Annotated in this window: 24 protein-coding genes and 1 pseudogene; 15 read left to right on the top strand and 10 right to left on the bottom strand. The window is 69.6% G+C overall.

What is annotated here, in order from left to right; genetic code table 11:
- Nucleotides 1–26: 26 nt before the first annotated feature.
- A complete protein-coding gene (locus tag WDZ95_RS08880; protein WP_166227709.1) occupies nt 27–1,145 on the bottom strand; it encodes a TRAP transporter substrate-binding protein in 1,119 nt (372 codons plus the stop codon).
- A 228-nt stretch (nt 1,146–1,373) separates the two neighbouring features.
- On the opposite strand from WDZ95_RS08880, the pseudogene WDZ95_RS08875 reads away from it, so the two are divergent.
- The 3 genes and pseudogenes from WDZ95_RS08875 to cqsA all read left to right on the top strand — a co-directional run.
- Nucleotides 1,374–2,054 (top strand): annotated as a pseudogene (locus WDZ95_RS08875) (MBL fold metallo-hydrolase); the annotation flags it as partial.
- Nucleotides 2,055–2,075: 21 nt separating this feature from the next.
- On the top strand, nt 2,076–2,501 hold the full coding sequence (locus WDZ95_RS08870) for a rhodanese-like domain-containing protein (RefSeq protein ID WP_287469383.1): 426 nt from the start codon (nt 2,076–2,078) through the stop codon (nt 2,499–2,501).
- A 168-nt stretch (nt 2,502–2,669) separates the two neighbouring features.
- Nucleotides 2,670–3,914 carry an alpha-hydroxyketone-type quorum-sensing autoinducer synthase gene (gene cqsA, locus WDZ95_RS08865; protein WP_425777826.1) on the top strand — a complete coding sequence of 415 codons (1,245 nt, stop codon included), beginning with the start codon at nt 2,670–2,672 and terminating at the stop codon, nt 3,912–3,914.
- 33 nt (nt 3,915–3,947) lie between these two features.
- Here cqsA and WDZ95_RS08860 read toward each other — a convergent pair whose 3' ends face one another.
- On the bottom strand, nt 3,948–4,934 hold the full coding sequence (locus WDZ95_RS08860; RefSeq protein ID WP_425777824.1) for a response regulator: 987 nt from the start codon (nt 4,932–4,934) through the stop codon (nt 3,948–3,950).
- Nucleotides 4,935–4,944: 10 nt separating this feature from the next.
- Entirely contained in the window at nt 4,945–6,246 is a 1,302-nt protein-coding gene (locus WDZ95_RS08855) for a sensor histidine kinase (RefSeq protein ID WP_425777822.1), read from the bottom strand.
- Between the two features lie 111 nt (nt 6,247–6,357).
- Here WDZ95_RS08855 and WDZ95_RS08850 point away from each other — a divergent pair, with 111 nt between their 5' ends.
- Nucleotides 6,358–7,026 carry a LuxR C-terminal-related transcriptional regulator gene (locus WDZ95_RS08850; protein ID WP_425777820.1) on the top strand — a complete coding sequence of 223 codons (669 nt, stop codon included), beginning with the start codon at nt 6,358–6,360 and terminating at the stop codon, nt 7,024–7,026.
- A 45-nt stretch (nt 7,027–7,071) separates the two neighbouring features.
- The gene (locus tag WDZ95_RS08845) at nt 7,072–7,860 is read left to right on the top strand and encodes a type III pantothenate kinase (RefSeq protein ID WP_425777818.1); all 789 of its coding nucleotides are present in this window, start codon (nt 7,072–7,074) and stop codon (nt 7,858–7,860) included.
- A 31-nt stretch (nt 7,861–7,891) separates the two neighbouring features.
- Here the strand turns inward: WDZ95_RS08845 and WDZ95_RS08840 are convergent, their stop codons facing one another.
- Complete coding sequence (locus tag WDZ95_RS08840) at nt 7,892–9,391, bottom strand: wax ester/triacylglycerol synthase family O-acyltransferase (RefSeq protein WP_425777816.1); 1,500 nt, start codon at nt 9,389–9,391, stop codon at nt 7,892–7,894.
- An 86-nt stretch (nt 9,392–9,477) separates the two neighbouring features.
- On the opposite strand from WDZ95_RS08840, the gene WDZ95_RS08835 reads away from it, so the two are divergent.
- Nucleotides 9,478–9,732, top strand: a complete 255-nt coding sequence (locus tag WDZ95_RS08835; RefSeq protein WP_166227696.1) for an acyl-CoA-binding protein — start codon at nt 9,478–9,480, stop codon at nt 9,730–9,732.
- 12 nt (nt 9,733–9,744) lie between these two features.
- Here WDZ95_RS08835 and WDZ95_RS08830 read toward each other — a convergent pair whose 3' ends face one another.
- From WDZ95_RS08830 to WDZ95_RS08820, 3 genes are read right to left on the bottom strand one after another with little or no spacing between them, the layout of a single operon-like run.
- On the bottom strand, nt 9,745–10,080 hold the full coding sequence (locus WDZ95_RS08830; RefSeq protein WP_425777814.1) for a polyhydroxyalkanoic acid system family protein: 336 nt from the start codon (nt 10,078–10,080) through the stop codon (nt 9,745–9,747).
- Nucleotides 10,081–10,098: 18 nt separating this feature from the next.
- On the bottom strand, nt 10,099–11,175 hold the full coding sequence (locus tag WDZ95_RS08825; protein ID WP_425777812.1) for an aminopeptidase: 1,077 nt from the start codon (nt 11,173–11,175) through the stop codon (nt 10,099–10,101).
- Nucleotides 11,175–13,229: a molybdopterin-containing oxidoreductase family protein gene (locus tag WDZ95_RS08820; protein ID WP_425777810.1), complete on the bottom strand. Its 2,055-nt coding sequence runs from the start codon at nt 13,227–13,229 to the stop codon at nt 11,175–11,177. The genes WDZ95_RS08825 and WDZ95_RS08820 overlap by 1 nt, the downstream gene beginning before the upstream one ends.
- Nucleotides 13,230–13,377: 148 nt before the next feature.
- Here WDZ95_RS08820 and WDZ95_RS08815 point away from each other — a divergent pair, with 148 nt between their 5' ends.
- From WDZ95_RS08815 to WDZ95_RS08805, 3 genes are all read left to right on the top strand, one after another.
- A complete protein-coding gene (locus tag WDZ95_RS08815; protein ID WP_425777808.1) occupies nt 13,378–14,529 on the top strand; it encodes an ABC transporter substrate-binding protein in 1,152 nt (383 codons plus the stop codon).
- 86 nt (nt 14,530–14,615) lie between these two features.
- Entirely contained in the window at nt 14,616–15,836 is a 1,221-nt protein-coding gene (locus WDZ95_RS08810; RefSeq protein ID WP_425777806.1) for a M20 aminoacylase family protein, read from the top strand.
- A complete protein-coding gene (locus WDZ95_RS08805) occupies nt 15,833–16,930 on the top strand; it encodes a M14 family metallopeptidase (RefSeq protein WP_425777804.1) in 1,098 nt (365 codons plus the stop codon). The genes WDZ95_RS08810 and WDZ95_RS08805 overlap by 4 nt, the downstream gene beginning before the upstream one ends.
- Nucleotides 16,931–17,017: 87 nt before the next feature.
- Here the strand turns inward: WDZ95_RS08805 and WDZ95_RS08800 are convergent, their stop codons facing one another.
- The 3 genes from WDZ95_RS08800 to WDZ95_RS08790 form a co-directional block, all read right to left on the bottom strand.
- The gene (locus WDZ95_RS08800) at nt 17,018–17,671 is read right to left on the bottom strand and encodes a TetR/AcrR family transcriptional regulator (protein WP_166227680.1); all 654 of its coding nucleotides are present in this window, start codon (nt 17,669–17,671) and stop codon (nt 17,018–17,020) included.
- 4 nt (nt 17,672–17,675) lie between these two features.
- Nucleotides 17,676–18,878: a patatin-like phospholipase family protein gene (locus WDZ95_RS08795; protein ID WP_425777802.1), complete on the bottom strand. Its 1,203-nt coding sequence runs from the start codon at nt 18,876–18,878 to the stop codon at nt 17,676–17,678.
- A gap of 76 nt (nt 18,879–18,954) precedes the next feature.
- A complete protein-coding gene (locus WDZ95_RS08790) occupies nt 18,955–19,503 on the bottom strand; it encodes a phasin family protein (protein ID WP_425777800.1) in 549 nt (182 codons plus the stop codon).
- Between the two features lie 210 nt (nt 19,504–19,713).
- Between WDZ95_RS08790 and WDZ95_RS08785 the strand changes: the two genes are divergently transcribed.
- The 6 genes from WDZ95_RS08785 to WDZ95_RS08760 all read left to right on the top strand — a co-directional run bounded on the left by WDZ95_RS08785 (nt 19,714) and on the right by WDZ95_RS08760 (nt 26,577).
- Nucleotides 19,714–21,699, top strand: coding sequence for an SDR family oxidoreductase (locus tag WDZ95_RS08785; protein WP_166227674.1), 1,986 nt, complete (start codon nt 19,714–19,716; stop codon nt 21,697–21,699).
- A gap of 55 nt (nt 21,700–21,754) precedes the next feature.
- Nucleotides 21,755–22,654 carry an acetylglutamate kinase gene (gene argB / locus WDZ95_RS08780; RefSeq protein ID WP_425777798.1) on the top strand — a complete coding sequence of 300 codons (900 nt, stop codon included), beginning with the start codon at nt 21,755–21,757 and terminating at the stop codon, nt 22,652–22,654.
- Between the two features lie 157 nt (nt 22,655–22,811).
- A complete protein-coding gene (gene slmA / locus WDZ95_RS08775) occupies nt 22,812–23,471 on the top strand; it encodes a nucleoid occlusion factor SlmA (protein ID WP_425778064.1) in 660 nt (219 codons plus the stop codon).
- A gap of 162 nt (nt 23,472–23,633) precedes the next feature.
- Nucleotides 23,634–24,305: a TetR/AcrR family transcriptional regulator gene (locus WDZ95_RS08770; protein ID WP_425777796.1), complete on the top strand. Its 672-nt coding sequence runs from the start codon at nt 23,634–23,636 to the stop codon at nt 24,303–24,305.
- Nucleotides 24,306–24,346: 41 nt separating this feature from the next.
- Nucleotides 24,347–26,143, top strand: coding sequence for an acyl-CoA dehydrogenase C-terminal domain-containing protein (locus tag WDZ95_RS08765; RefSeq protein ID WP_166227666.1), 1,797 nt, complete (start codon nt 24,347–24,349; stop codon nt 26,141–26,143).
- Nucleotides 26,140–26,577, top strand: coding sequence for a DUF2147 domain-containing protein (locus tag WDZ95_RS08760; protein ID WP_287469331.1), 438 nt, complete (start codon nt 26,140–26,142; stop codon nt 26,575–26,577). The genes WDZ95_RS08765 and WDZ95_RS08760 overlap by 4 nt, the downstream gene beginning before the upstream one ends.
- Nucleotides 26,578–26,598: the final 21 nt, after the last annotated feature.

Below are 26,598 nucleotides of genomic sequence, written 5' to 3'. Positions count from 1 at the left end.
GCCCTTTCCGGGGCCGATTCGTGCGATCAGCTCTTCTTGGCGCCGCGGCCGAAGTAGTGGTTGTAGGCCATCTTGAAATCGACGGTGTAGTCGTTCTGCCACTGGCCGGCGCGCTCGGCGAAGGCCTTCTGCGAGTCGAGCACCTTCTTGAACAGCGGGTTCTCGCCGGCCTTCTTGGCGATGGTCTTGTCCCAGGCGGCGAGCTGCGCGCGCAGCACGGCGTCGGGGGTCTTGTAGAACTTCACACCGGCCTTCTTGAGCTCGATGTAGTCCTGGCTGTTGCGCTGGATCGCCTTCCAGCTCATGTCGGCGCTGGCGGCCTGCACCGCGTAGTCGACGATGGCCTTGAGCTCGGGGTTGAGCGCGTTGTACTTGGGGCCGTTGAACAGGATCTCGAACTGCTCGCCGCTCTGGTGGAAGCTCTGCAGCATGCAGTTCTTCACCACGTCGGGGAAGCCCAGCACGCGGTCCGACGACGCGTTGTTGAACTCGGCCGCGTCGATCAGGCCGCGGTCCAGGGCCGGAACGATCTCGCCGCCGGGCAGCGGGTTCACCGCGGTGCCCATCTCGGTGAACACGTCCACCGCCAGGCCCACGGTGCGGAACTTCAGGCCCTTCATGTCTTCGACCTTGGCCACCGGCTTCTTGAACCAGCCCAGCGGCTGCGTCGGCATGGGGCCGTACAGGAAGGACACCACGTCCATGTTCAGGGCCTTGTAGATCTCGGCCACGAGCTCCTTGCCGCCGCCGTAGTTGTGCCAGGCCAGCACCATGTTCGGGTCCATGCCGAACGCCGGGCCCGAACCCCACAGGGCCAGCGCCGAGTTCTTGCCGTAGTGGTAAGCGATCACGCCGTGGCCGCCATCGAGCGTGCCCTTGGACACGGCTTCGAGGATCTGGAAGGCCGGCACCACGGCGCCCGAGGGCAGCACCTCGATCTTCAGGCGGCCGCCCGCCATGTCGTTGACCTTCTTGGCGAAGTCGTTGGCGTACTCGTGGAAGATGTCCTTGGCCGGCCAGGTGGACTGGAAGCGCAGGGTCGTGGTTTGGGCGGTGGCGACCATGGGCACGGCCATGGCACCGGTGGCAACGGCAGCCCCCTTCAGCATGCTGCGACGGGACGTGGCAGTCTTCTTCTCGGTCATCGCGATGTCTCCAGAACGGGTTGGAAAACCCCATCATCCGTTGGCAAGCATGCTTACCAAGACAGGGTTTTCACCGAGCGCTCGGCGGCCGGCGGGCTGCGGGCAGGCGATTTCCGCTGGGTACGGCGCTGCGCCGGGCGGGCCGTGAATTTTCTTGAAGCCCTTGATGAAATTGCGTGCAAGGCGAAGATGGAACACTCGGGCCATCGCCCCCAACGCCACCGACCCATGCAACCGATCCAGCTTTTCGACCCCGCGTCGAGCACCTACACCTACCTGCTGTTCGATCCCGACACCCGCGAGGCGCTGATCATCGACCCGGTGGAGGAGCAGCTCCAGCGCGACCTCGACGCCATCCAGGCGCACGGCCTGCGCCTGGTGTGGGCCCTGGAGACGCACGCGCACGCCGACCACATCACCAGCGCGGGCCGGCTGGTGGAGCTCACGGGCGCGCGCACCGCGGCGCCTTCGGGCTGTGGCATCGGCACCGCCGCGGTGCAACTCGAACACGGCGACGAGCTGCGCTTCGGCCAGGAGCGGCTGAAGGCCCTGCACACGCCGGGGCACACCGCGGGCAGCATGAGCTTTCTCTGGCGCGATCACGTGTTCACCGGAGACACGCTGCTGATCGGGGGCTGCGGCCGCACCGACTTCCAGTCGGGCAGCGCGAGCGACCTCTACCGCAGCCTCACGCGCGTGCTGTTTGCCCTGCCCGACGACACCACCGTCTGGCCCGGGCACGACTACCACGGCCAACGCCATTCGAGCATCGGCCAGGAGAAGCGGCACAACGCGCGCATTGCGGGGCGCAGCGAGGCCGAGTTCATCGCGCTCATGGACGGTCTGAACCTGCCGCGCCCGCGCCGCATCGACGAGGCCGTGCCGGCCAATCTCAGCTCGGGCCTGCGCCACGACGCCGGCGGCGACGCGCTGCAGGCGCCGCGCCCGCCCGAAGGCGCCGACGCCGGCAGCTACGCGGGCGACGTGTCGGCCGAGCTGGCCTGGCGCTGGGTGCAGGAAGGCCGCGCCGTGCTGGTGGACGTGCGCACCGACGCCGAGCGCGAGTGGGTGGGCTTCGTGCCCGAGGCGCTGCCTGTGGCCTGGAAGCAGTGGCCGGGCATGGCGCCCAACCCGGCGTTCGACGAGCAGGTGCGCGCGGCCGCCCAGGGTGGCAAGCCGCTGCTCATGCTGTGCCGCAGCGGTGTGCGCTCGATCGCCGCGGCCCAGCGCGCCACCGCCCTGGGCCTGCAGGCCTACAACATCCTCGAGGGTTTCGAAGGCGATCCGGACGAGCACGCGCACCGCGGATCGCGCGGCGGCTGGCGCCGGCGCGGGCTGCCGTGGCGGCAGAAATGACGGGCACGGCCGGGGCAAAAAGGCGGCGCGCATCCGACCATTAATCGGTTGTGCAAGAGCAAACTTGAAACGAAAGCGTCACGCCCCCTGTCAGATCTGACAGGGGGCGTGTGATTGCTCACACTTTGGTGAATTCAATGGGGTTGTCCGGTCTTTTAGGAGAACTCCATGTCGTTGGCTTTGTTGGAACACGCGGCGCCCCGTGAGCCCGCTTTGCACCCGTCCGTGCTCGCCCGCCTCGAGCGCGATTTCAAACCCCGGTGGGACGGCCAGTGGGGCGGACGCTTCGTCCTGCACGGCAGCCCGCCCGGCCCCAACGCGGTGCGCCTGGACGGCAACGACTACCTGAGCGTGACGGGACACCCCGACATCGTCTCGGCGCAGGTCGCCGCGCTCACGCGCAGCAGCGAGTTCGTCGTGCAGTCGGGCGTTTTCCTGCTGCAGCAGCATCCCTCGCGCGCGCTCGAACAGGCGCTGGCCGAGTGGGTGGGCAAGGAAGACGCGCTCATCTGCCAGTCGGGCTACGCCGCCAACGTGGGCCTGCTGCAGTGCATCGCCAACGCCGACACCCCGGTGTTCATCGACGCCATGGCCCACACCTCGCTGTGGGAAGGGGCGCACGCGGCGCGCGCGCCGGCGCACATGTTCCGCCACAACGACCCCGACCACCTCGATCGCACCCTGGCGCGCAAGGGCCCGGGCGTGGTGGTGGTGGACTCGGTCTACAGCACGACGGGCGCGGTCTGCCCGCTGCGCGAGATGGTCGAGGTGGTCGAGAAGCACGGCGCCATGATCCTGGTGGACGAGTCGCACTCGCTGGGCACGCACGGCGCGCGCGGCGCCGGCCTGTGCGCCGACCTCGGGCTGACGAACCGCGTGCACTTCATCACCGCCAGCCTGGCCAAGGCCATGGCCGGCCGCGCGGGTTTCTTCACCATGCCGGCGAGCCTGCGCTACTACGTGCTCACTTCGAGCTACCCGAACATCTTCAGCTCGTGCCTGCTGCCGCACGACGTGGCGGGTCTGCGCGCGACGGTGGACGTGCTGCAGCGCGCCGATGCCGCGCGCGCCCGGCTGCAGCAGATCACGCGCCGGCTGCGCGAGCGCATCACCGACCTCGGCTACCCCATTCATCAGGGCACCGAGCAGATCATCGCGCTCGAGGCCGGCACCGAGGCCGCCACCATGGAACTGCGCGACGCGCTGGAGGCGCGCGGCGTGTTCGGCGCCATCTTCTGCGCGCCCGCCACCAGCCGCAACCGCGCCATGGTGCGGCTCACGCTGAACGCCGCGCTGACGGACGCCGAGCTCGACCACGTGGAGCAGGTGCTGGCCGAGGTGGCGCCCATCGTCAAGCCCTGGGATTGGCCGATCGCGCGCCGCGCACGCGTGGCCGCCGACGCCGAGGCCTGAGCCCCGGCCCGCCGCGGGGCGGGCCTGGCCGGGTCAGTGGTCCTGCACCGTGCGGTGGTTTTCCGCCTGCAGGAAGTGGCGGTACGGGTAGATGGCCTGCGGCAGCTCGGCGTTCTCGAGCACGAAGGCCGCGGCCATGAGCAGGCCGTCGTCGCCGATGGGTGTGGCCGGCGCGATGCGCACCGGCCCGCGCAGCGCCATCTGCTGGTGCAGCTCGACGGCGGCCAGGCGGCGCCCTTCGCGCACCGCGCGCACCACGTCCATGCCCAGCGCGGCCGAGGCCGCCAGTTCGGCCAGGTCGCCCAGGCTGGCCGTGGGCTCGAGCTGCAGCCAGTGCACGGTGCCGTTGCCGTCGAGGCCCAGCAGGCCGAAGGGCTCGCCGATCACCACGTACTCGACCCAGTGGTGGTGGGTGTAGTCGCGCAGCCACTGCGCCACCGACGGGATCTGCAGCAGCGAGACCTGCTGCGGCCGCAGCACGCCGCGCCACATGGTGTTGAGCCGCGGGTGCGGGGTCTGCGCGAGGCGGCGCAGCACGCCCAGCAGGTGGCGCGTGATGTCGGCCGCCTGCTTGGGCACGAACTGGTCGATCAGGCCGTTGTTGAAGGCCTGGATCGCGATCTGCTCGTCGGCCTGGCCGGTGAGCAGCACGCGCGAGCCCGGCCAGTCGAGCAGGGTGTTGAGCACGGTCAGGCCGTCGGTGCCGGGCATGGCGTAGTCGACCACGCAGATCTGCGCCAGGCGGTAGCGCTCGGGCCGGGTGGCCCAGTAGCGCAGGATCTGCGGGATCAGCGGCTGGCCCTGGCGCCAGCGGTCGATCATCTGCAGCTGCAGCGCCGCATCGGCCTCCCACTGGGACGGCTCGGTCTGCATGCGCGCCAGAAACCCCGAGGGCCGCGCGTACAGCTCGACTTGCATCTGCGCCGGCACGACCATCGCGAGCATCTCGAGGTAATCGGGGTCGTCGTCGAGGAACAGGGTGGCGCCCGGGCGGTGGAAGAGGGAAAGGGTCAGGGCCATGGCGTCGCGTTCAGTGGGCGGGCCGCGCTGGCGCACCGTTGGTGGACACGGGGAGATCGATCATGAACACCGCCCCCAGGCCGGGCTCGGAATGCACGCTCAGGCGGCCGTTGGCCGCTTCGATCACGTTCTTGCAGAAGGTCAGGCCCAGGCCGTTGCCGATGCTGGCCTGGCTCGAATAGAAAGGCTCGAAGATGCGGGCCTGCAGTTCGTGCGAGATGCCCACCCCGTCGTCGGAGACGGCGATGCGGCCCTTGCCGTGGTGGATGCCCACGTTGACCCGCAGGTCGCCGGGCTGGGGCGCGCTGCTGGCCGAAGCCAGGGCGTGCAGGGCGTTCTTGAGGAGGTTGGTCATGACCTGGGCGAACAGCGCGCGCGAGCCGACAAAGCAGAAATCCTGCTGCACCTGCACGCGCACGCAGTCGCGCTCGCGCGAGCTCCGGTAGGGGTAGTTCGCCACCACGTCCTGCACCAGTTCGGCGGCCTGGATGGCGACCTGCTCGCGCGGCAGGCGCAGCAACTGCGCGTTGGAGATCTGGGTGTCGAGCTGGCGGTTCATGCTGCGCACGAGGTTCTGCAGCCGGGTGGCGAGTTCCTCGAATTTCTTGCGCTTGGCCTCGCTCACGTCGCTCTGGGACAGGTTGCGCAGCACGTCGCCCATGAGGTTCACCGTGGCCAGGGGCGTGCGCAGTTCGTGGGCCATCACACCCATGGTCGACAGCGTGTTGAGCAGCCGCGCGCGGCGCAGGTTGGCGCTGGACATGCCCAGCATCAGCCCCATGGACCACGCAAAACCGATCACCACCACATTGGCCATGGGCTGCTCGGGGCCGATCGGGCTGAGCCCGCTCAGGTGCGTGGTGAGCAGGCCGGCCGCGCCGCCCGTGATCAGGCCGGCCGTGGCCAGGCGCCAGTCGGTGGCGTGGTAATAGATGAGGATCATGGCGACGAGGCTGCCGAGCCAGACCGGGTTGCCCCCGTTCATGCCGTACATCCAGGTGAAGAACCAGGGCAACTGGAGCCACGTGGCCAGGGTGAACAGGCGGCCACTGCTGGCCGAGGTGGGGTCGCGGCGCAGCCCCGGCATGAGGTAGATCAGCGCGGTGAAGGCCATGAACACGCGGGCCAGGGCGTTCTCGTAGGGCTGTGGCAGGGCGTAGGCCCACATCCAGTGGAACAACATGTGGCCGCCAAAGGTGAACACCCCGATCCACAACAGGCGTTGCGAGGATGGGTGCAAAATCGGCTCCAATGGCGCATCGATCACGTCGTCGCGCCACCACCGCCGCCAGCGCGTCAGCGTGTTTTTCAATTGCAACCGGTCCAGCCGCAACATGTTCTCCAAAGTCAAAGCGCAGCGTTCCCCCGTGCCCTCGGCCCGGCGGGTTGCGCGCATTCTGCGCCTTGATGAGGGGCGGACCACATGACCCTACCTGTCAACTTTGACAGTGTGGGCGTGGACAGCATCCTCGCCGACTGGCTCACGGCACTGCGCGAGCAGGGCGTGGAAGCCCTGGTGGTGCTGGGCCCGGACCCCTTGGGGCCGCGCGAAAAGCGCGATGTGCTGGCCGCGCACCCGCCCCGGCTGCTGCCCGCGGCCGAGGCCCTGGCCGAGAGCCGCGACTTCGGTTCGAGCTGGCGCGAGAGCGACGCGCCGCTGGTGGCCTGGCAGGACATCGCCAAATCCGCGGCCGACCAGGGCAGCCGCTGGCGCCGGCTGTTCCTGGCCCATGGCCACCAGAGCCTGGTGCGCGTGGCCTTTCCGCTGCCCGCAGGCCGGGCCTTCGAGTGCTTCCTCTTCAGCCCGCGCGCCTTCGGCAGCCGCACCGAGGCCGCCACGCTGGCCTGGTCGGCCTTCAACATCTGGCCCATGCTCAAGCGGGCGCTGGCCGAGCAGCGCGTGGCCCTGAGCCCGCGCGAGCTCGAAAGCCTGAACCTGGCCTTCGAAGGCCTCACCGCCCGCGAGACCGCCACGCGCATGGAGGTCTCCGAGCGCACGGTGAATTACCACCTGGCCAACGCCATGAGCAAGCTGCAGACCGACAACAAGCTTGCGGCGGTGCAGCGCGCCTGCTGGCTCGGCCTGATCTGACGCGCGGATCCGCCCCGCGCGAACCGTTCGTCATAATCGCGGCCCATGGCCTTTCTCGCCCTGGACGTCGGCAATACGCGCCTCAAGTGGGCGCTCTACGAGGAGCCCCAGGTGGGGGCGCGCCTGATTTCGCACGGCGCCCAGTTTCTCGAGAACATCGAGTCGCTGGGCGACGGCGACTGGAGCCGCCTGCCCACGCCGCGCTGGGTGCTCGGTTGCGTGGTGGCGGGCGATGCGGTCAAGCGCCGGGTCGAGGAGCAGCTCGAACTCTGGGACGTCACCCCGCAATGGGTGGTGTCGAGCAATGCCGAAGGTGGCCTGGTCAACGGCTACGACCACCCCGCGCGCCTGGGCTCCGACCGCTGGGTCGCCATGATCGGTGCCCGCCAGCGCCTGCTGGCCCATGGGCCGGCCCGGCCCTGCGTGGTGGTGATGGTGGGCACGGCGGTCACGGTCGAGGCCATCGACACCCAGGGCAAGTTCCTCGGCGGCATCATCCTGCCGGGCCACGGCATCATGTTGCGCGCGCTCGAATCGGGCACCGCGGGCCTGCACGTGCCCACGGGCGAGGTGCGCGATTTCCCCACCAACACCAGCGACGCGCTCACCAGCGGCGGCACCTTCGCGATCGCCGGCGCGGTGCAGCGCATGGTCGAGAACCTTCGCCGCCACTGCGGCGAGTCGCCCGTGGTCTACATGACGGGTGGCGCGGGCTGGAAGATGGCGCCTTCGATGTCGACCGAGGTCGAGCTGGTGGAAAGCCTGATCTTCGACGGCCTGCTGCACATCGCGAACCGCCGGCTCAACCTGGCTGCCGTGCCGCAACAGCGCTGAACGATCCGGCGCTGGGCCTCCCCGCCGGGCCTCACTCGTCGCCCCAGGGCAGCATCAGCGTCAGCGCGAGCAGCTGGTTGAAGGCCGGCGCGAAGCCGTCGATGATGGCCTGCGGCTCGGGACACAGCGCGGTGTCGGCAATGACGCCGAACTGCACGCCGCCGCCGTAGCTCAACACCGACACCCCCAGCCCCACCGTGCCCGACTGAGGCACCCAGAACATGGTCTGCTCGAGCGTGCTGCCGCACACCTTGAGCTTGGTGCCCGGCCCGGGCACGTTGGTCATCACGGCCGTGGTCTTGCGGCCGAACAGGTTGAGCAGGGCGTCCTGCGCGGGCTTGATCATCAGCCCCGCCACCGACAGCAGCCCGAAGGTCAGCAGCGGCTGCAGGCTGCCCTTGAGTTCGTTCATGCGCGCGCGCACCGCGTACAGCCGCTCCACCGGGTTGGTGAGGCCGATGGGCAGCAGCAGCGGTACCAGGCCGAAGCGGTTGCCGAGCTTCCAGGCCTCTTCGAGCGGGCGCAGGTTGATCGGCACCATGGCGCGGATCTCCAGGCCCTGCGTGTCGTCGCCCAGCCCGCGCAGGTAGTGGCCGATGGCGCCGGCCACGCACGAGAGCAGCACGTCGTTGACCGAGGCGTTGAAGGCCCGGCCCACGGCCTTCACGGCGTCGAGCGGGATGGGCTCGCACCAGGCCACCTTCTTCACGGCGTGCGGCGTGCCCTTGAGGCGGGTGCTCGCGTCGTCGGGCATGAGTGCGAGCGCGGCGACGTCGCTCGCGAGCTGGCCCGCGATGCGCGCCATGTCCAGCGCCTGGTCCACGGTGCCGGCCAGGGTCTGCTGCGGCGTGGCCATGAGGTGCAGCGATTTCGCCGCGCCGCCGCCGGCCACCTCGAGCGCGCGCGCGGTGATGTCGCCAAAGGGGCGGATCAGGGTGTCGGCAAGCCAGTCTTCGGCGCCTTCGAGACCACCCGCCCGGGCGGCCTTGGCCTGGCGCGCGCGCCGCGGCGGCAGGGCGCCACCATCGACCAGGCTCATCATCACGCTGATGAGCGCGATGCCGTCGGCGATGCAGTGGTGGATGCGTGCGATCAGGGCCGAGCCGCCGTCGTATTGCTCGATGAGCTCGAACTGCCACCGCGGGTGCGCCGGATCGAGCGGCGTCACCGCGAGCTCGGCCACGCGCGCCTGCAGTGCGGCCTGCGCGCTCTGGCCCTTGGCGCGCTTGAGCCGGTGCGTGGTGAGGTGGCGTGCGAGGTCGAAGCCGGGGTCGTCGTGCCAGGCCGCGCCAGCCGCGTCTTCGCGCGGCACCTGACGGAAGCGCTGGTAGCCCAGCAGCCGTTCGGTGATGCGTTCGGCCAGCGCGGCACGCGTCAGGCCGGGCCGCAGGATCCACACACCCACGATCATCATGAGGTTGGCCGGCGAGTCCATGCGCAGCCAGGCCGTGTCGACCTTGCTCATGCGTTCGCCGGGCAGGCCGATCGCGGTGCTCAGCGCCTGCGTGACGGTGGCGACGCGGTGATCCATGGTGTCTCCTCGGGTGGGTTCTCTATTCTGGGCAGAGTCGCCTCCGTAAGATACCGGGACAAACCGCCATCCCTTCAGGAGACCCCATGTCCGATCTCAAGGCCCGCTTCGACGCCGCCGTTGCCAACTCCAAGAAGCTCGCCGAGCGCCCCGACAACAGTACGCTGCTCAAGATCTACGGCCTCTACAAGCAGGCCACCGCGGGCGACAACAGCGAGAAGAAGCCCGGCTTCGGCGACATGGTGGGCCGCGCCAAATGGGACGCCTGGAACGGCTTCAAGGGCACCTCGGCCGACGACGCCATGCAGCAGTACATCGACCTGATCGAGTCGCTGAGCTGAAAAAAGCCCCCGTCAGGGGGCTTTCTTCTTGGCCGCGGCTTTTTTGGCCGCGGGCTTTTTGGCCGCCAGCAGGGTGTCGAGGTTCTTCACGATCTCGGACTCGATGCGATCCTTGAACGCGCCCAGCAGGAAGCCGAGCCTCGCGTCGAGCACGAAGCGGTCGTCGGTGACGCGCAGGCAGCCGCTCACCCCCGAGCGCGTGAACTGCACCTCGTCGGCCTTCTGGCCCTCCTCGTAGGTGCAGCTCATGTCGAACTCGTTTTCGGCCTGCTCGGCCCACTGCCAGGCGAGCTTGCGGGCCGCCGCCAGCCCCAGCGTGTGTTCGCGTTCGATGTGGATGTCGGCCATCGCGGAGGTCTCCTCGGGTCAGCGGCTCGGGGCCAGGGTCTGCAGGGCGGCGTGGCGCTCGGCCTGGGGCAGCCGGGCCAGCGCACGCACCGCATCATAGAAGCGGGTGAAGTCGCGGCCCTCGCGCTCGAACAGGGCCTCGAAGGCGGGCACGAAGCGGTCGTAGGCGCCTTGTGCGCCGAGCGCGGCGTTGTTGGCGCGCGCCACCCAGGCGTCGTAGCCGGCGAAACCGCCCCAGTAGGCCTTGAGCGCCTCGTACTCGCGCCGGAAGTCGGCCATCACCGCGGCCTTGCGCGCGCGCTTGGCCGCGTCGTCGAGCGCGGCATCGGCGTACACCGCCTGCAGGCGCTCGCGCACGCCACGCGTGAGCCGGCGGAACGCCTCGCGGCGCTGGTCGAAGGCCTGGTACTCGAGCCGTGCCGCCGGGTTCGGCGACTGCGCCAGCCAGCGTTGCACGCCCAGGCGCTCCACCGCGGTGGCGAAGGATTCGTTGAAGGCGGTGTCGTCGCGCGCGTACACGAGCTGGTGCGCGAGCTCGTGGAACACCAGGCGCGCGAGCTCGCCCTCGGGGTACTGGATGAAGGTGTTGAGCAGCGGGTCGCCACCGGCCCAGTTCATCCAGCCCAGCGTGGAATAGGCGGGCACCGGGTACACGGCCACGTCCAGCCCGGGGCCCAGGCTGTCGGCGAAGGCCCGGGCGTCGGCTTCACGGTAGTAGCCGCGGTAGCCCACGCAGCCGGCCACCGGAAAGCACCAGGTCTGCAGCGTGAGCGAGAGTTCGGGCGCGGCCACCACGTTGTAGACCGCGGCGCGGCGGCCGAGGTCGGCGTAGCGGTGGTAGCTGGCGTTGTCGGGCAGCGCCAGCGTTTGCACCGCGAAGGCGCGCATCTGCCGCGCGAGCGCGAGCCGCTGGCGCAGCGGCTCGGGCGTGGCGGGGTCGGCGAGCCAGTCTTCGATCGGCCGCGCGCGCCACATCAGGTCGGCGTGGCCGGTGAACGATTGCCAGTAGTAGCCCGGCCCCTGGGTGCGGGCGCAGCCGCTGGCCAGGGCCGCGAGCAGCAGCGCGAGCAGCAGGGCCGCGGCGCGGCGCGGCATCAGCCGGCGGCCTCCAGCGGCGCCACCTGCACGTGGCAGTCGTAGAAGGTGGGTGCGCGGCCGAGGTCGGTCAGGCGCTGGCTCGTGACCTCGTTGACGTTGGTGCCGAAGGGGCCGAGCTTGCGCCACCAGATGCCCAGGCCATTGACCACGCCGGGCCGCGCGCGGGAGGACACCTCGGCCACGCAGCGGTACTCGCCGCGCTCGTTGAAGACGCGCACCATCTGGCCGTCGGCAATGCCGCGCGGGGCGGCGTCGTCGGCGTGGATCTCGAGCAGCGGCTGGCCCTCGATGTCGCGCAGGCTCTGCACGTTCACGAAGCTGCTGTTGAGGAAGTTGCGCGCGGGCGGCGAGATCATCGCGAGCGGGTAGTCGGGGTGCGTGCCGCCAGGCTCCGCGTTGGGCAGGTGGTCGGGCAGCGGGTCCAGGCCCTGGGCGGCCAGGCGCGCGCTGTGGAACTCGCAGCGGCCCGAGGGCGTGGGAAAACCGCCCTCGGCGAAGGGCGCCTCGGGCACGGGCAGCGTGACCCAGCCGGTGTCGAGCAGCCGCTGGAAGTCGATGCCGTCGCCGAAGGCGGTGCGGCACAGCGTGAGATCGTCCTCGGCGAAGCAGGGCTCGGTGAAGCCCATGCGCGCGGCCAGTGCGCGGAACACGTCGGTGTTGGTGCGGGCCTGACCCTGGGGCGCGATGGCCGGGCGGTTGAGCAGCACGTCGGTGTGGCCGTAGCTGGTGTGGATGTCCCAGTGCTCGTGCTGCGTGGTGGCCGGCAGGATGTAGTCGGCCAGGTCGGCGGTGTCGGTCTGGAAGTGTTCGAGCACCACGGTGAACAGGTCTTCGCGCGCGAAGCCGCGCACCACCTTGCCCGACTCGGGCGCCACCGCCACCGGGTTGCTGTTGTAGACCACCACGGCCTCGATCTTCGGCCCGAACGCTGGCGAGGCCTCGCGCAGCAGGTCGTCGCCGATGGTGCTCATGTTGATCGTGCGCGGCGTGCGGCCTGCCAGCAGGTCGGGCCGCAGCAGGGCGTCGCGGCGCACCGGGAACATGCCCGATGCCGACAGCAGCAGACCGCCCGCGCGGTGCCGCCAGGCGCCCACGAGCGCGGGCAGGCAGGCCACCGCGCGCGCCGCGTTGCCGCCGCCGCGCACGCGCTGCATGCCGTAGTTGAGGCGGATCGCGGCGGGCCTGGTGGTGCCGTACGCGCGAGCGAGCTCGCGGATCTGTTGAACCGGCACGCCGCAGACCTCGGCGGCGCGCTCGGGCGGCCATTGCAGGGCGCGCTCGCGCAGGGCTTCCCAGCCCAGCGTGTGGCGCGCAATGTAATCGTGGTCGAGCCAGTCGTGCACGATCAGCTCGTGCATGAGCGAGAGGGCGAGCGCCGCGTCGGTGCCGGGCTTGAGGGCGATGTGCTCGTGGCACTTGTCGGCCGTTTCCGTGCGCCGCGGGTCGATGCAGACCAGCCGCGCGCCATGGCGCTTGGCGAGCTGCGCGAGCTTCCAGAAGTGCAGGTTGCTGCCGATGCTGTTGCTGCCCCAGATCAGGATCAGCCGGGCCTCGGCGAAGTGCTCGACCTTCATGCCCACCTTGCCGCCCAGCGTCTGCGTGAGGCCCTCGCCGCCGGCCGACGCGCAGATGGTGCGGTCGAGCAGCGAGGCGCCGAGCCGGTGCCAGAAGCGCGCGGCCATGCCCTCGCCCTGCACCAGGCCCATGGTGCCTGCGTAGCTGTAGGGCAGGATGGCCTGCGGATCGCGCGCGGCGATGGCCTTCAGGCGCGCGGCGATGTCGTCGAGCGCTTCGTCCCACGACACCGGCTCGAAGCGGCCGCTGCCTTTGGGGCCCACGCGGCGCAGCGGCTGCAGCAGCCGCTCGGGGTGGTGGGTGCGTTCGGCATAGCGCGAGACCTTGGTGCAGAGCACGCCGTCGGTGTGGCGGTGGTCGGGGTTGCCCTGCACGCGCACCGCGCGGCCGTTCTCCACGGTGGTCAGCAGGGCGCAGGTGTCGGGGCAGTCGTGCGGGCAGGCCCCGCGCACGGGGGAGAGGGCGTCGGCGGTCATGTCGGCTCGGCGGGTGGCGTGGGGATCATAGACAGGCGCGCCTGCCGCGCGCAGGCCGCCGTCCGGCGGATGGGCAGGGCCACATATGAAGCGGCTTTTATACCCTTAACGGGTATTGCCTTACGAACCAGGGAAGAGGAGTGCCCCCATGAGACGTCGTCACCTTCTGCGCGCCGCTGCCGGCGCCGCCACCTTGCCCGGCCTGGCCGTGCTGTCCGGCCGCGCGGGCGCGCAGTCCGGGGGGTTGAGCGACACCACCGTGGTGCTGGGCCAGTCGGCCCCGTTCAGCGGTGCGGCCGAGCAGCTCGGCCTGCAGTTCCACCTGGGCGCGCAGCTGTTCTTCGAGCAGGTCAACAACAAGGGCGGCGTGCATGGCCGGCGCATCGAGCTCAAGCGGCTCGACGACGGCTACGAGCCCGAGAAGTGCGCGGCCAACACCAAACAGTTCATCGGCGAGGGCGTGTTCGCCCTGTTCGGCTACATCGGCACGCCCACCAGCGTGGTGGCCTTGCCGCTGGCCACCGAGGCCAAGGTGCCGTTCTTCGCGCCGTTCACGGGCGCCGAGGCGCTGCGCGAGCCCTTCAACCGCTACGCCATCCACGTGCGGGCCTCGTACTTCGACGAGACCGCGGCCATCGTGCGCCAGCTCACCGCGGTGGGCATCAAGCGCATCTCGGTCTTCTACCAGAACGATGCCTACGGCAAGGCCGGCCTCGAAGGCGTGACGCGCGCGCTCAAGGCCCAGAACATGGAGCCCGCCTCCACCGGCACGGTGGAGCGCAACACGGTGGACGTGAGCGAATCGGTCAAGGCCATCATGGCCGGGCGGCCCGAGGCCATCGTGCAGATCAGCGCCTACAAATCGTGCGCGGCCTTCATCCGCGAGTCGCGAAAGGCCGGCTTCGCGGGCAACCTCTACAACGTGTCCTTCGTGGGCACGCAGGCCCTGCTCGACGAACTCGGCAAGGACGCGCGCGGCGTGGCCGTGAGCCAGGTGATGCCGTTCCCCTACGCGCCGGTGTCGCCGATCTCGGGCGAGTACCTGGCCGCGGTGCGCGCCAAGCAGGGCCGCGCGCCCAATTACTCGGGCATCGAGGGCTTCGTGGCCGCCAAGGTCTTCGTGGAGGCGCTCAACCGCGCGGGCCGCGGCGTCTCGCGCGAGGGCTTCATCAACGCGCTGCAAGGCATGCGCAACCTCGACCTGGGCGGCTTTCCGCTCGACTTCGGGCCGAACAAGCACACGGGTTCGAAGTTCGTCGAGATGACCCTGCTCACCGAGGACGGCCGCATCCGCCGCTGAAACCCGCACGGGCCGCCGGGCCAGTCGCCTCGGGGGCTGGTGATAAAGCCGTGAACCGATACCATGCCCGGTTTCGGAGACCGGACATGAAACTGATCGATTCCATCGTCACGCAGGCCGCGGAGATCGCGGCCGTGCGGCGCGACATCCACGCCCACCCCGAACTCTGCTTCGAAGAGGTCCGCACTGCCGACGTGGTGGCCGCCAAGCTCACCGAATGGGGCATTCCCGTGCGCCGCGGCATGGGCACCACCGGTGTGGTCGGCATCGTGCACGGCCGCGACGGCGGCGCCTGCGGCCGCGCCATCGGCCTGCGCGCCGACATGGACGCCCTGCCCATGCAGGAGCACAACCACTTCGCGCACGCGAGCAAGCACGCCGGCAAGATGCACGCCTGCGGCCACGACGGCCACACCGCGATGCTGCTCGCCGCGGCGCAGCATTTTGCGAAGCACCGCGACTTCGACGGCACCGTCTACCTGATCTTCCAGCCCGCGGAAGAGGGCGGCGGCGGCGCGCGCGAAATGATCAAGGACGGCCTGTTCACCGAATTCCCGGTCGAGGCCGTGTTCGGCATGCACAACTGGCCCGGCCTGCCCGCGGGCAGCTTCGCGGTCAGCAGCGGCCCGGTGATGGCGTCGAGCAACGACTTCACCATCACCATCCGCGGCAAGGGCGCGCACGCCGCGCTGCCGCACAACGGCATCGACCCGGTGCCCGTGGCCTGCCAGATGGTGATGGGCTTCCAGACCATCATCACGCGCAACAAGAAGCCGGTGGACGCGGGCGTGATCTCGGTGACCATGATCCACACCGGCGAAGCGAACAACGTGGTGCCGGACCACGCCGAGCTGCGCGGCACCGTGCGCACCTTCACCTACGAGGTGCTCGACCTGATCGAGCGCCGCATGCGCGAGATCGCCGAGCACACCGCCGCCGCCTACGGCACCACGGTGGAGTTCCAGTTCAACCGCAACTACCCGCCCACCGTGAACCACCCCGAGGAAACCGCGTTCGCGCGCGAGGTGCTCGCGGGCATCGTGGGCGCCGAGCGCGTGGTGGAGCAGGAGCCCACCATGGGCGCCGAAGACTTCGCCTACATGCTGCAGGCCCGGCCCGGCTGCTACCTGTTCATCGCCAACGGCGACGGCACGCACCGCGACAGCGGCCACGGCGACGGCCCCTGCATGCTGCACAACCCCAGCTACGACTTCAACGACGACCTGATCCCGCTCGGCGCCACCTTCTGGGTGCAGCTCACCGAGCAGTGGCTGGGCCGTCCGCGCCGTGCCGGGGGTGCCGCGTGATCGGCATCAACGACGCCTTCTCCACCAGCTACGCCCAAGCCCGCCGCAAGTTCCTCGAGGCCGCCGCGGCCGCGGGCATGGCCATCCGCAGCCACGAGCACCCGCTCAAGGGCCGCGACGGCGAAACCCTGGCCACCGACGTGGCGCTGGCCGGCTCGCCCGACGCGCAGCACCTGCTGATCGTGAGCAGCGCCTGCCACGGCGTGGAAGGCTTCTGCGGCTCGGGCGTGCAGGTGTTCGCCGCGCACGACGCCGAGTGGCAGGCCAAGGCCCGCGACGCGGGTGTGGCCGTGCTGTACGTGCACGCGCTCAACCCGCACGGCTTTTCGTGGCTGCGCCGCGTGACGCACGAGAACGTCGACCTCAACCGCAATTTCCAGGACTTCTCCAAGCCGCTGCCGGTGAACGAGGCCTATGCCTCGCTGCACCCGCTGCTGCTGCCCGACACCTGGCCACCCTCGCCCGAGAACGACGCGGCCGTGGGCGCATGGATCGGCCAGCACGGCATGCTGGCTTTCCAGGCCGCGGTGACCATGGGCCAGCACGCGTTCGCCGACGGCCTGTTCTTTGGCGGCACCGCGCCCACCTGGAACAACGGCACGGTGCGCCGCATCCTGCGCGAGCACGCGCAGGCCGCCAAGCGCATCGCCTGGATCGACCTGCACACTGGCCTGGGCCCCAATGGTGTGGGCGAGCGCATCTGCGCCTGCCGCGACGAGCCCGCCGCGCTGGCCCGCGCACGCGCCTGGTGGGGCGGCAACGGCGCCACGCCGGTCACCAGCATCTACGACGGTTCGTCGACCTCGGCGCAGCTCACGGGGCTGATGTGGGCGTCGGTGTACGAAGAGTGCCCGCAGGCCGAATACACCGGCATTGCGCTGGAGTACGGCACAGTGCCGGTGCCCGAGGTGATCGGTTCGCTGCGCGGCGACCACTGGCTGCACCAGCACCCCGAAGCGCCGGCCGAACTGCAGGCGCAAATCAAGCAGCGCGTGCTCAACGCCTTCTACACCGACACCGACACCTGGCGCGGGCAGATCATCAGCCAGGCGCGGCAGGCGCTGTTCCAGGCGGTGGATGGGTTGACGGCCTGACCTGCGGCGCTGTGGCCGCTGGCGGGCCGAAGCCAGGGCGCGGAAGGCCCCGCCCCTGACACCGCCAACCCAGGCGGACAGAAAAACTCAGCGCTGATACGCCGAAGACAGCCCCATCAGGTGCTGCCGCTGCGCCGGCTCCAGGTAAGGCGCCAACTGGTGCAGCACATGCTGCGCCCCCCGCATCAGCGCGCTCTGCGCCTGCTCGGGCTCGAGCGCCCGCCGCGGGTCGCGCACGTACTCGTAGCTGAGCCAGTAGGTCAGCAGCACCACCATGCTGTCCGCCGTCGGCTCCACCTCGCGGCTGTCCAGCTGCACCGCGCCCGCGCGCCCCAGCCCGCCGAGCATGCCGCGCACCGCGCGCGCCTTGGCCGCGAGCAGCGCCTGAAAGCGCGTCTCCAGCAACCGGTTCTTCGACAGCAGGTCGTTGAGGTCGCGGTAAAGAAAGCGGTATTCCCAGATGCGCTCGAACAGCGAGTGCAGGAAGAACCACGCGTCTTCCACGTTGCGCACGCCGTCGGCCGCGTTCAGCAGCTCGCCCAGCGCGCGCTCGTAGCGCTCGAACAGCGAGTTGATCAGCTCGTCCTTGGCCGGGTAGTGGTAGTACAGGTTGCCCGGGCTGATGCCGAGTTCGGCCGAGATCAGCGTGGTCGACACGTTGGGCTCGCCGAAGCGGTTGAACAGGTCGAGCGTGGTCTCGAGGATGCGTTCGGCCGTGCGGCGCGGGGCTTTCTTGGCCATGGGCTCAGGCCGCCTGCGGCAGGCGGCGCTGCAGTTCGTCGAGCACGTGGTGCAGGCGCGCGGCCACGGCGCTGTCGGCGGGCCGCAGGCGCGTATCGATCAGGTGGCGGTCGGGGTCGGCCAGCGCCGCGTGGTCGATGGCGATGCCGTGGCGCGCGAAGCGCGGTGCCAGCCGGCCCGCGCGCAGGCGCAGCAGCGCACGCGTCTGCTGGTAGGCGTGCTCGGCCATTTCGCGGCGCTGCCGGTAGCTGAAGGTGTTGGCGAAGAACAGCTCGGCGTCGCGCTGGTCGGGCTCGATGAGCACGATGTCGGTGTTCGGGTAATCGCGCTCGTAGTGGCGAAAGCCCAGTTCGAGCCGCGAATGGATCATCGAGCGGAAGGTCTGGCTCATCACCGCGGGCAGGCCGCCTTCCACCAGCGCGGGGATGCGGCCTTCGTGCGTGGCCTCGGGCGAGGCGTGGAAGGGCACCAGCGGGTTGATGCACAGCAGCAGGTCGACGCCTTCTTCCAGCGCGACCGAGGCGTGCAGGGTCTTCTTGAGCGCGCCGTCCACGTAGTGCCGGCCGTCGATGGCCACCGGCGGGAACAGGCCGGGCAGGGCCGCGCTGGCCTGGATCGCGCGCGAGATCGGCACGTGGTCCCAACCCGGCCGGCCGAAGGGCGCGGCCTCGCCGGTGTCGAGCGCGGTCGCCACGAGCGTGAGGCGCGCACGCAGTTCGCGGAAGTCGTTGGTGCGGCCGGGCCGCGTGAACAGGCGCTGGATCTGTGCGTGGATGGCCTCGTTGTCGAACAGGCCCGTGGGCAGCGCCGCGCCGAGCCGCTCGATGGCCTGGGTGAAGGCCTTGCCCTGCACGGCCCAGGCCCAGGCCGCACCGCCCGCCAGCCGCGGCAGGCTGCGCAGCCGCGCGGCCACCTCGCGCCACGCGGGCTGCATGAGCCACGCGGGGTCGAAGCCGTCGAGCCGAGGGCGCTCTTCGATGAAGGTTTCGCTGAGCTCGCGCGGGGTGATGCCGTTGGCCAGCGCCGCGCTGATGAAGCCGCCGGCCGACACGCCCAGGTAGTGGTCGCAGGCGTTGAGGTCGAGACCGATCAGCGTGTCGTCGAGCGCGCACAGCGCGCCGATCTCGTAGATGGCGCCCAGCGGGCCGCCCCCGGCCAGGGCGAGGGCGATGCGCGGAGCAGGCTGGCGTGGGCGGGCGCGGGTCATGCGGCCGAGTGTAGGTGCCGTCGCCGCTCAGGCCTGCTGCGACGCAGCAGGGTCGTGCGCTGCGTCAAGCGACGGGTCACGCGCTCTTCTTGGCCGCGGCCTTTTTCGCGGCCGGGCGCTTGGCCGGGGCCTTTTTCGCGGCGGGTGTCTTCTTGGCGGCGGCCTTGCGGGCCGGCTTGCCGGTGCCGGCCACGCCCATGCCGCCCATCTTCATCACTTGCGCATTGAGCGCGTCGATGCGCTCGATCAGGGCGTCCACGTCGCGCGCCGACGGCACGCCGAGCTTGCCCAGCGCCTTGGCCACACGCTCTTCGAACAGGCTCTCGAGCTTGTCCCACTGGCCCGCGGCCTTGCTCTGCAGGTCGTTGGCCATGCTGCTCACGCGGCTGGTGGCTTCGCTCAGGCGCTCTTCGGCCACGGCCTGGGTCTTGCGCTGCATGGACAGGCCTTCCTTCACCAGGGTCTCGAAGGCCTTGCCGCCTTCTTCCTGGGCCTTGGCGAAAGCGCCCAGGCCCGCGAGCCAGATCTGCTGCGCCGAGTCCTTGATGGCGCCGGCCAGGGGCGAGGCGCCCGCGGTGGTATTGGACGAGCGGGCGCTGCTGCCCTTGGAGACTTTCTTGACCATGCTGCGGGCTCCTGTGAAGGGGTGAGGGTCGGGCGGTGAAGGCGGCCGGGCCGCCGGGGCCTTGCATGTTCGCCGCCCCTGCCCGCCATTTGTAGGGAAGCGCGACTAGACCCGGCGGCCGCGCACGCGGGTTTCTTCGGACGGGCGCCTTTTGGCGCGTGCAACAGAATCGCACACGATCCGAATCCCATCCCGAGCAGGAGCCCGTTCATGCATTACTTCGTCACCGGCGCCACCGGTTTCATCGGCAAGCGTCTCGTTGCCAAACTGCTGCAGCGCAAGGGCGCGGTGGTGCACTTCCTGATCCGCCGCGAGAGCGAAGGCAAGGTGGCGGGCCTGCGCGAGTTCTGGGGCGTGGGGCCGGCGCGTGCGGTGCCGGTGTTCGGCGACCTCACGCAGAAGAAGCTCGGCGTGTCGGCCGACGACGTGAAGGCCCTCAAGGGCCAGATCGACCACTTCTTCCACCTCGCCGCGGTGTACGACCTCGACGCCGACGAAGAGAGCCAGGTGGCCGTGAACATCGACGGCACGCGCAACACCATCGACTTTGCCAAGGCCATCGGCGCCGGCCACTTCCACCACGTGTCCTCGATCGCGGCCGCCGGCCTCTACGAGGGCGTGTTCCGCGAAGACATGTTCGAAGAGGCCGAGAACATCGACCACCCCTACTTCATGACCAAGCACGAGAGCGAAAAGCTCGTGCGCGCCGAGAGCAAGCTGGCCTGGACGGTGTACCGCCCCGCGGCCGTGGTGGGCGACAGCCAGACCGGCGAGATGGACAAGATCGACGGGCCTTACTACTTCTTCAAGCTGATCCAGCGCATGCGGCAGATCCTGCCGCCGTGGATGCCCAGCATCGGGCTCGAAGGCGGGCGCATCAACATCGTGCCGGTCGACTTCGTGGTCAACGCGCTCGACCACATCGCGCACGGCCCGCGCAAGGGCGGCGAGTGCTTCCACCTGGTCGACCCGGTGGGCTACCGCGTGGGCGACGTGCTCGACATCTTCAGCAAGGCCGCGCACGCGCCCAAGATGAACCTGTTCGTGAACGCGGCGCTGCTGGGCTTCATTCCCAAGAGCGTGAAGAAGGGCCTGATGGCGCTGGCGCCGGTGCGCCGGGTGCGCGACGCGGTCATGAAGGACCTTGGCCTGCCCGAGGACATGCTGACCTTCGTGAACTACCCCACGCGCTTCGACTGCCGTGGCACGCTGGCCGCGCTCAAGGGCAGCGGCATCGCCTGTCCCAACCTCAAGGATTACGCCTGGCGCCTGTGGGACTACTGGGAACGCCACCTCGACCCCGACCTGCACCGCGACCGCAGCCTCAAAGGCACGGTGGGTGGCAAGGTGGTGCTGGTCACGGGCGGCAGCTCGGGCATCGGCCTGGCGGCCGCGCACAAGTTCGCCGAAGCCGGTGCCACCACGGTGATCTGCGGCCGCGACCAGGACAAGCTCGACGAGGCCTGCAAGGAGGCCAAGGCCAAGGGCTACGAATTCATCGCCTACCCGGTGGACATCGCCGACATGGCCGACGCCGACCGCTTCGTGCAGCTGCTGATCCAGAACCACGGCGGGGTCGACTTCCTCATCAACAACGCGGGCCGATCGATCCGCCGCGCCATCGAGGGCAGCTACGACCGCTTCCACGATTTCGAGCGCACCATGCAGCTCAACTACTTCGGCTGCCTGCGCGTGACCATGGGCCTGCTGCCCGGCATGGTGCAGCGCCGCCGCGGCCACGTGGTCAACATCAGCTCCATCGGCGTGCTCACCAACGCACCGCGCTTTTCGGCCTATGTGGCCAGCAAGGCCGCACTCGACGCCTGGACCCGCTGCGCGAGCAGCGAGTTCGCCGACCAGGGCATCACCTTCACCACCATCAACATGCCGCTGGTGCGCACGCCCATGATCGCGCCCACCAAGATCTACAACAACGTGCCCACGCTCGCGCCCGAGGAGGCGGCCGACATGATCGCGCAGGCCTGCATCGACAAGCCGGTGCGCATCGCCACGCGCCTGGGCGTCACGGGCCAGGTGATGCACGCGCTGGTGCCGCGCATCGCGCAGATCGTGATGAACACCAGCTTCCGCATGTTCCCCGACTCGGCCGCGGCCAAGGGCGAGAAGGGCGCGAAATCGCAGCTCTCGCCCGAGGCGATCGCGATGCAGCAGATGATGCGCGGCATCCATTTCTGAGGGCCACCGCGCGTCCCTAGAATCCGGGCTTTTGCCCTCATCCATAGGCCCGCGCATGTCCACCGCACCCGACATCACCACCATCGCCCCGCGCGACCGCGCCGAGATCCTGGCTCAGGCGCTGCCCTACATCCGGCAGTTCCACGGCAAGACCATGGTCATCAAGTACGGCGGCAACGCCATGACCGACCCGGCCCTGCAGCAGGACTTCGCCGAAGACGTGGTGCTGCTCAAGCTCGTGGGCATCAACCCGGTGGTGGTGCACGGCGGCGGCCCGCAGATCGAGACCCTGCTGCAGCGCCTGGGCAAGAAGGGCGAGTTCATCCAGGGCATGCGCGTGACCGACGCCGAGACCATGGAGGTCGTGGAGTGGGTGCTGGCCGGCGAGGTGCAGCAGGACATCGTGGGCCTGATCAACCAGGCCGGCGGCAAGGCCGTGGGCCTGACCGGCCGCGACGGCGCCATGATCCGCGCGCGCAAGCTGCGCATGACCGACCAGGCCGATCCCTCGCGCGAGCACGACGTGGGCCAGGTGGGCGACATCGTGGCGGTGGACCCGGCGGTGGTGAAGGCGCTGCAGGACGACCAGTTCATCCCGGTCGTGAGCCCCATCGGTTTCGGCCAGAACAACGAGAGCTACAACATCAACGCCGACGTGGTGGCCGCCCGGCTGGCCACGGTGCTGCAGGCCGAGAAGCTGCTCATGCTCACCAACATCCGCGGTGTGCTCGACAAGCAGGGCCAACTGCTCACCGAGCTCACGCCCCAGCGCATCGATGCGCTGGTGGCCGACGGCACGATCTCGGGCGGCATGATCCCCAAGATCGCGGGCGCGCTCGAGGCCGCCAAGAGCGGGGTGAACGCGGTGCACATCATCGATGGCCGCGTGCCGCACGCGCTGCTGCTCGAGGTGCTGGGCAACGAGCCCTTCGGCACCATGATCCGCTCGGCCTGAGCGCGCCGGCCAGCCCGCTGTTCGGGCCTTGATGCGGCCGCCCACTCGCTCGGCAGGCCGCGCCGATGCTGGGTAACCAGATGTTGCCGCCTGTGCGAGAATGGACGCGGGATCGATCACCGAACGCACGACGACCATGACCACTGCCGCGCCCGAGATGCCCATGCCCGACGACTCCGCGCGCGACGCCGCTGCCGCGGTCGATGCCCATGAGGCGCCGGCGCGCAAGCGCCCCAAGCCGGGCGAGCGGCGCGTGCAGATCCTGCAGGCCCTGGCCACCATGCTCGAGCAGCCCGGGGCCGAACGCATCACCACCGCGGCGCTCGCGGCCCGGCTCGAGGTGAGCGAGGCCGCGCTCTACCGCCACTTCGCGAGCAAGGCCCAGATGTTCGAGGGCCTGATCGAGTTCATCGAGCAGACCGTGTTCGGCCTGGTCAACCAGCTCGGCGAACGCGAGCCCGATGCCCTGGTGCGTTGCCGCAAGCTCGTGGCCCTGCTGCTGCAGTTCGGCGAGAAGAACCCCGGCATGACGCGCGTGATGGTGGGCGACGCGCTGGTGTTCGAAAACGAACGCCTGCAGCAGCGCATGAACCTGTTCTTCGACAAGATCGAGTCCACCCTGCGCCAGGACCTGCGCGAGGCCGCGGTGCTCACGGGCACGCAGACGCCCACGGTAGACGCCCAGGCCGACGCCTCGGTGATCACGGCCTTCTGCGTGGGCCGCCTGCAACGCTTCGCGCGCAGCGGCTTCAAGCGCTCGCCCGGCGAAAGCCTCGAGCACAGCCTGAACCTGCTGCTGCCCGGCGGCCGCCTCTGAGCGCCCGCCGCGACCTTTCTCACGCCGCTTTAGGGCCGAGGCCCTAAAACAAAGCCCCGCGAAAACGCCGAGGCTTGTTCGGCGCGCGCCATTCCGGGTAAAAATAGCACGATCGTTCGTTTCTTTTGACGACGGCTTCCTCCACCCGACCCGAGCGCCCGCATGAGCGAGACCCCCCTGCGCCAACGCCGCGGCACCCTGTCGCGCACCGCCGACCGCCAGGCCCCCAAGGGCCAGCAGACCAAGGCCGCCATCGTCGAGGCGGCGCTCGGTCTGGCCACGCAGATCGGGCTCGAAGGCCTGTCCATCGGCGCCCTCGCCGAGGTCATGCAAATGAGCAAGTCCGGCGTGTTCGCGCACTTCGGCTCGCGCGAAGAGCTGCAGATCTCGGTGGTGCGCGAGTACCACACGCGCTTCGAGGACGAGGTGTTCTACCCCGCCATGAGCGCCGCGCGCGGTCTGCCGCGCGTGCGCGCGCTGTTCGACAACTGGATGAAGCGCACTTCGGTCGAGATCGACTCGGGCTGCATCTACATCAGCGGCGCCGTCGAGTTCGACGACCGCCCCGGCCCGGTGCGCGACGCGCTGGCCAGCTCCGTCACCACCTGGCAGGACGCCTTCAAGCGCGCGATCGAGATCGCGGTGGAAGAGGGCCATTTCGCGCCCGACACCGACGCGTCACAAGTGGCCTTCGAAATCCACGGCCTGATCCTTGCCCTGCATTACGAGGCGCGCTTCCTGCGCAGCCCCGGCTGCATCCACCGCGCGCTCAAGGGCTTCGACGCCATCCTCGAGCGCAACGGCGCGCGGCCCACGCCCGCGCGCAAGACCTGAACCCGTTTCCTTCACCTCGAACCACCCAGGAGAACCCGCCCATGCCCGTCTACAACCCGCCGCTGCGCGACATGCAGTTCGTCATGCACGAGGTCTTCAACGCCGTCGACGAACTCAAGGCCTGCCCCAAGCACGCCGAGATCGACGCCGACACCATCAACGCGGTGCTCGAAGAGGGCGGCAAGTTCGCGGCCGAAGTGACCTTCCCGCTCAACATCAGCGGCGACGAAGAGGGCTGCACGCTGGACAAGACCACCCACGAGGTGAAGGCGCCCAAGGGCTTCAAGGAGGCCTATGCCAAGTACGTGGAAGGCGGCTGGCCCGCGCTCTCGTGCGACCCCGAGTTCGGTGGCCAGGGCCTGCCCTTCATCGTGAACCAGTGCTTCTACGAGATGCTCAACAGCGCCAACCAGGCCTGGACCATGTACCCCGGCCTGTCGCACGGCGCCTACGAATGCCTGCACGCGCACGGCTCGCCCGAGCAGAAGGCGCTCTACCTGCCCAAGCTCACCAGCGGCGAATGGACCGGCACCATGTGCCTGACCGAGCCGCACTGCGGCACCGACCTGGGCCTGCTGCGCACCAAGGCCGAACCGCAGGCCGACGGCAGCTACAAGCTCACGGGCCAGAAGATCTTCATCAGCGCCGGTGAACACGACCTGGCCGAGAACATCGTGCACCTGGTGCTCGCGCGCCTGCCCGATGCGCCCGCGGGCAGCAAGGGCATCAGCCTGTTCCTCGTGCCCAAGTTCCAGGTCAAGGCCGACGGCTCGATCGGCGAGCGCAACGCCATCCACTGCGGCGGCCTCGAGCACAAGATGGGCATTCACGCCAACGCCACCTGCCAGATGGTGCTCGACGGCGCCGTGGGCACGCTGGTGGGCGAGCCCAACAAGGGCCTGCCGGCCATGTTCGTGATGATGAACGCCGCCCGCCTGGGCGTGGGCAACCAGAGCCTGGGCCTGACCGAGGTGGCCTACCAGAACGCGCTGGCCTACGCCAAGGACCGCATCCAGATGCGCAGCCTCTCGGGCGTGAAGGACAAGAGCAAGCCGGCCGATCCCATCATCGTGCACCCCGACGTGCGCAAGATGCTGCTCACCGCCAAGGCCTATGCCGAAGGCGGGCGCGCGCTGCTGATGTTCTGCACCCTGCTGCTCGACAAGGAGCTCAACCACCCCGACGAGAAGGTGCGCAAGGACAGCGCCGACCTCGCCGCGCTGCTCACGCCGATCGCCAAGGCCTTCCTCACCGACAACGGCTTCGAGGCCACCAACCACTGCATGCAGGTGTTCGGCGGCCACGGCTACATCAAGGAATGGGGCATGGAGCAGTTCGTGCGCGATGCCCGCATCAACATGATCTACGAGGGCACGAACACCGTGCAGAGCCTGGACCTGCTGGGCCGCAAGGTGCTGGGCAACAACGGCGCCACGCTCAAGAAGTTCGGCAAGCTCGTGGCCCAGCTCGTGGAGGCCGAGGGCGTGAACGAGAAGATGGCCGAGTTCATCAACCCGCTGGCCTACCTGGGCGAGCAGATGACCAAGTTCACCACCGAGCTCGGCTTCAAAGGCATGCAGAACCCCGACGAGGTGGGCGCGGCCGCCGTGCCCTACCTGCGCGTGGCGGGCCACCTGGTGTTCGCCTACTTCTTCGCGCGCATGGCCCAGGCCGCGCTGCGCGCCATCGAGGCCGGCAGCACCGACCCGTTCTACACCGCCAAGCTGCAGACCGCGCGCTTCTACTTCGCCAAGCTGTTCCCCGAGACCGCCACGCTCATGCGCCTGGCGCGCTCGGGCAGCAAGGTGCTGATGGACACCGAGCAGGCCCTGGCATGAAGCGCACCCTGCTTGTCCTGGCCGGCCTGGCGCTGGCCGGTGCCGCCCAGGCCCAGATGACGCCTGCGGGTCTGTGGAAGACCATCGACGACGACTCGAAGAAAGAGAAGTCGCTGGTGCGCATCACCGAGAGCAACGGCGTGTTCAGCGGCCGCATCGAAAAGCTGCTCGACCCCGCGAGCGACCCCAAGGCCGTTTGCGACAAGTGCAGCGACGACCGCAAGGACAAGCCCGTCGTGGGCCTGGAGATCCTGCGCGGCATCAAGGCCGGCGAGAGCGACAAGGCCGTGTTCGAGGGCGGCACCATCGTCGACCCCAACAACGGCAAGAGCTACCGCGCGCGGCTGAAGCCGGTCAACGGCGGCGCCCAGCTCGAAATGCGCGGCTACCTCGGCCCCTTCTTCCGAACCCAGGTGTGGCAGCGCGTCGAGTGACGCCCCGCCCACCGCCCACGG

Source organism: Hydrogenophaga sp. T2, assembly GCF_049843535.1.
Lineage (GTDB): Bacteria > Pseudomonadota > Gammaproteobacteria > Burkholderiales > Burkholderiaceae_C > Hydrogenophaga > Hydrogenophaga crocea.
The sequence above is the reverse complement of the archived record's forward strand: the minus strand, read 5'-3'. Positions and strand labels throughout refer to the sequence as shown.

Coding starts and splice junctions, on each gene's coding strand:
- WDZ95_RS08880 (WP_166227709.1), bottom strand. CDS start 1,145: ATGACCGAGAAGAAGACTGCCACGTCCCGTCGCAGCATGCTGAAGGGG.
- cqsA (WP_425777826.1), top strand. CDS start 2,670: ATGTCGTTGGCTTTGTTGGAACACGCGGCGCCCCGTGAGCCCGCTTTG.
- WDZ95_RS08860 (WP_425777824.1), bottom strand. CDS start 4,934: ATGGCCCTGACCCTTTCCCTCTTCCACCGCCCGGGCGCCACCCTGTTC.
- WDZ95_RS08850 (WP_425777820.1), top strand. CDS start 6,358: ATGACCCTACCTGTCAACTTTGACAGTGTGGGCGTGGACAGCATCCTC.
- WDZ95_RS08845 (WP_425777818.1), top strand. CDS start 7,072: ATGGCCTTTCTCGCCCTGGACGTCGGCAATACGCGCCTCAAGTGGGCG.
- WDZ95_RS08840 (WP_425777816.1), bottom strand. CDS start 9,391: ATGGATCACCGCGTCGCCACCGTCACGCAGGCGCTGAGCACCGCGATC.
- WDZ95_RS08835 (WP_166227696.1), top strand. CDS start 9,478: ATGTCCGATCTCAAGGCCCGCTTCGACGCCGCCGTTGCCAACTCCAAG.
- WDZ95_RS08830 (WP_425777814.1), bottom strand. CDS start 10,080: ATGGCCGACATCCACATCGAACGCGAACACACGCTGGGGCTGGCGGCG.
- WDZ95_RS08825 (WP_425777812.1), bottom strand. CDS start 11,175: ATGCCGCGCCGCGCCGCGGCCCTGCTGCTCGCGCTGCTGCTCGCGGCC.
- WDZ95_RS08820 (WP_425777810.1), bottom strand. CDS start 13,229: ATGACCGCCGACGCCCTCTCCCCCGTGCGCGGGGCCTGCCCGCACGAC.
- WDZ95_RS08815 (WP_425777808.1), top strand. CDS start 13,378: ATGAGACGTCGTCACCTTCTGCGCGCCGCTGCCGGCGCCGCCACCTTG.
- WDZ95_RS08810 (WP_425777806.1), top strand. CDS start 14,616: ATGAAACTGATCGATTCCATCGTCACGCAGGCCGCGGAGATCGCGGCC.
- WDZ95_RS08800 (WP_166227680.1), bottom strand. CDS start 17,671: ATGGCCAAGAAAGCCCCGCGCCGCACGGCCGAACGCATCCTCGAGACC.
- WDZ95_RS08795 (WP_425777802.1), bottom strand. CDS start 18,878: ATGACCCGCGCCCGCCCACGCCAGCCTGCTCCGCGCATCGCCCTCGCC.
- WDZ95_RS08790 (WP_425777800.1), bottom strand. CDS start 19,503: ATGGTCAAGAAAGTCTCCAAGGGCAGCAGCGCCCGCTCGTCCAATACC.
- WDZ95_RS08785 (WP_166227674.1), top strand. CDS start 19,714: ATGCATTACTTCGTCACCGGCGCCACCGGTTTCATCGGCAAGCGTCTC.
- argB (WP_425777798.1), top strand. CDS start 21,755: ATGTCCACCGCACCCGACATCACCACCATCGCCCCGCGCGACCGCGCC.
- slmA (WP_425778064.1), top strand. CDS start 22,812: ATGCCCATGCCCGACGACTCCGCGCGCGACGCCGCTGCCGCGGTCGAT.
- WDZ95_RS08770 (WP_425777796.1), top strand. CDS start 23,634: ATGAGCGAGACCCCCCTGCGCCAACGCCGCGGCACCCTGTCGCGCACC.
- WDZ95_RS08765 (WP_166227666.1), top strand. CDS start 24,347: ATGCCCGTCTACAACCCGCCGCTGCGCGACATGCAGTTCGTCATGCAC.
- WDZ95_RS08760 (WP_287469331.1), top strand. CDS start 26,140: ATGAAGCGCACCCTGCTTGTCCTGGCCGGCCTGGCGCTGGCCGGTGCC.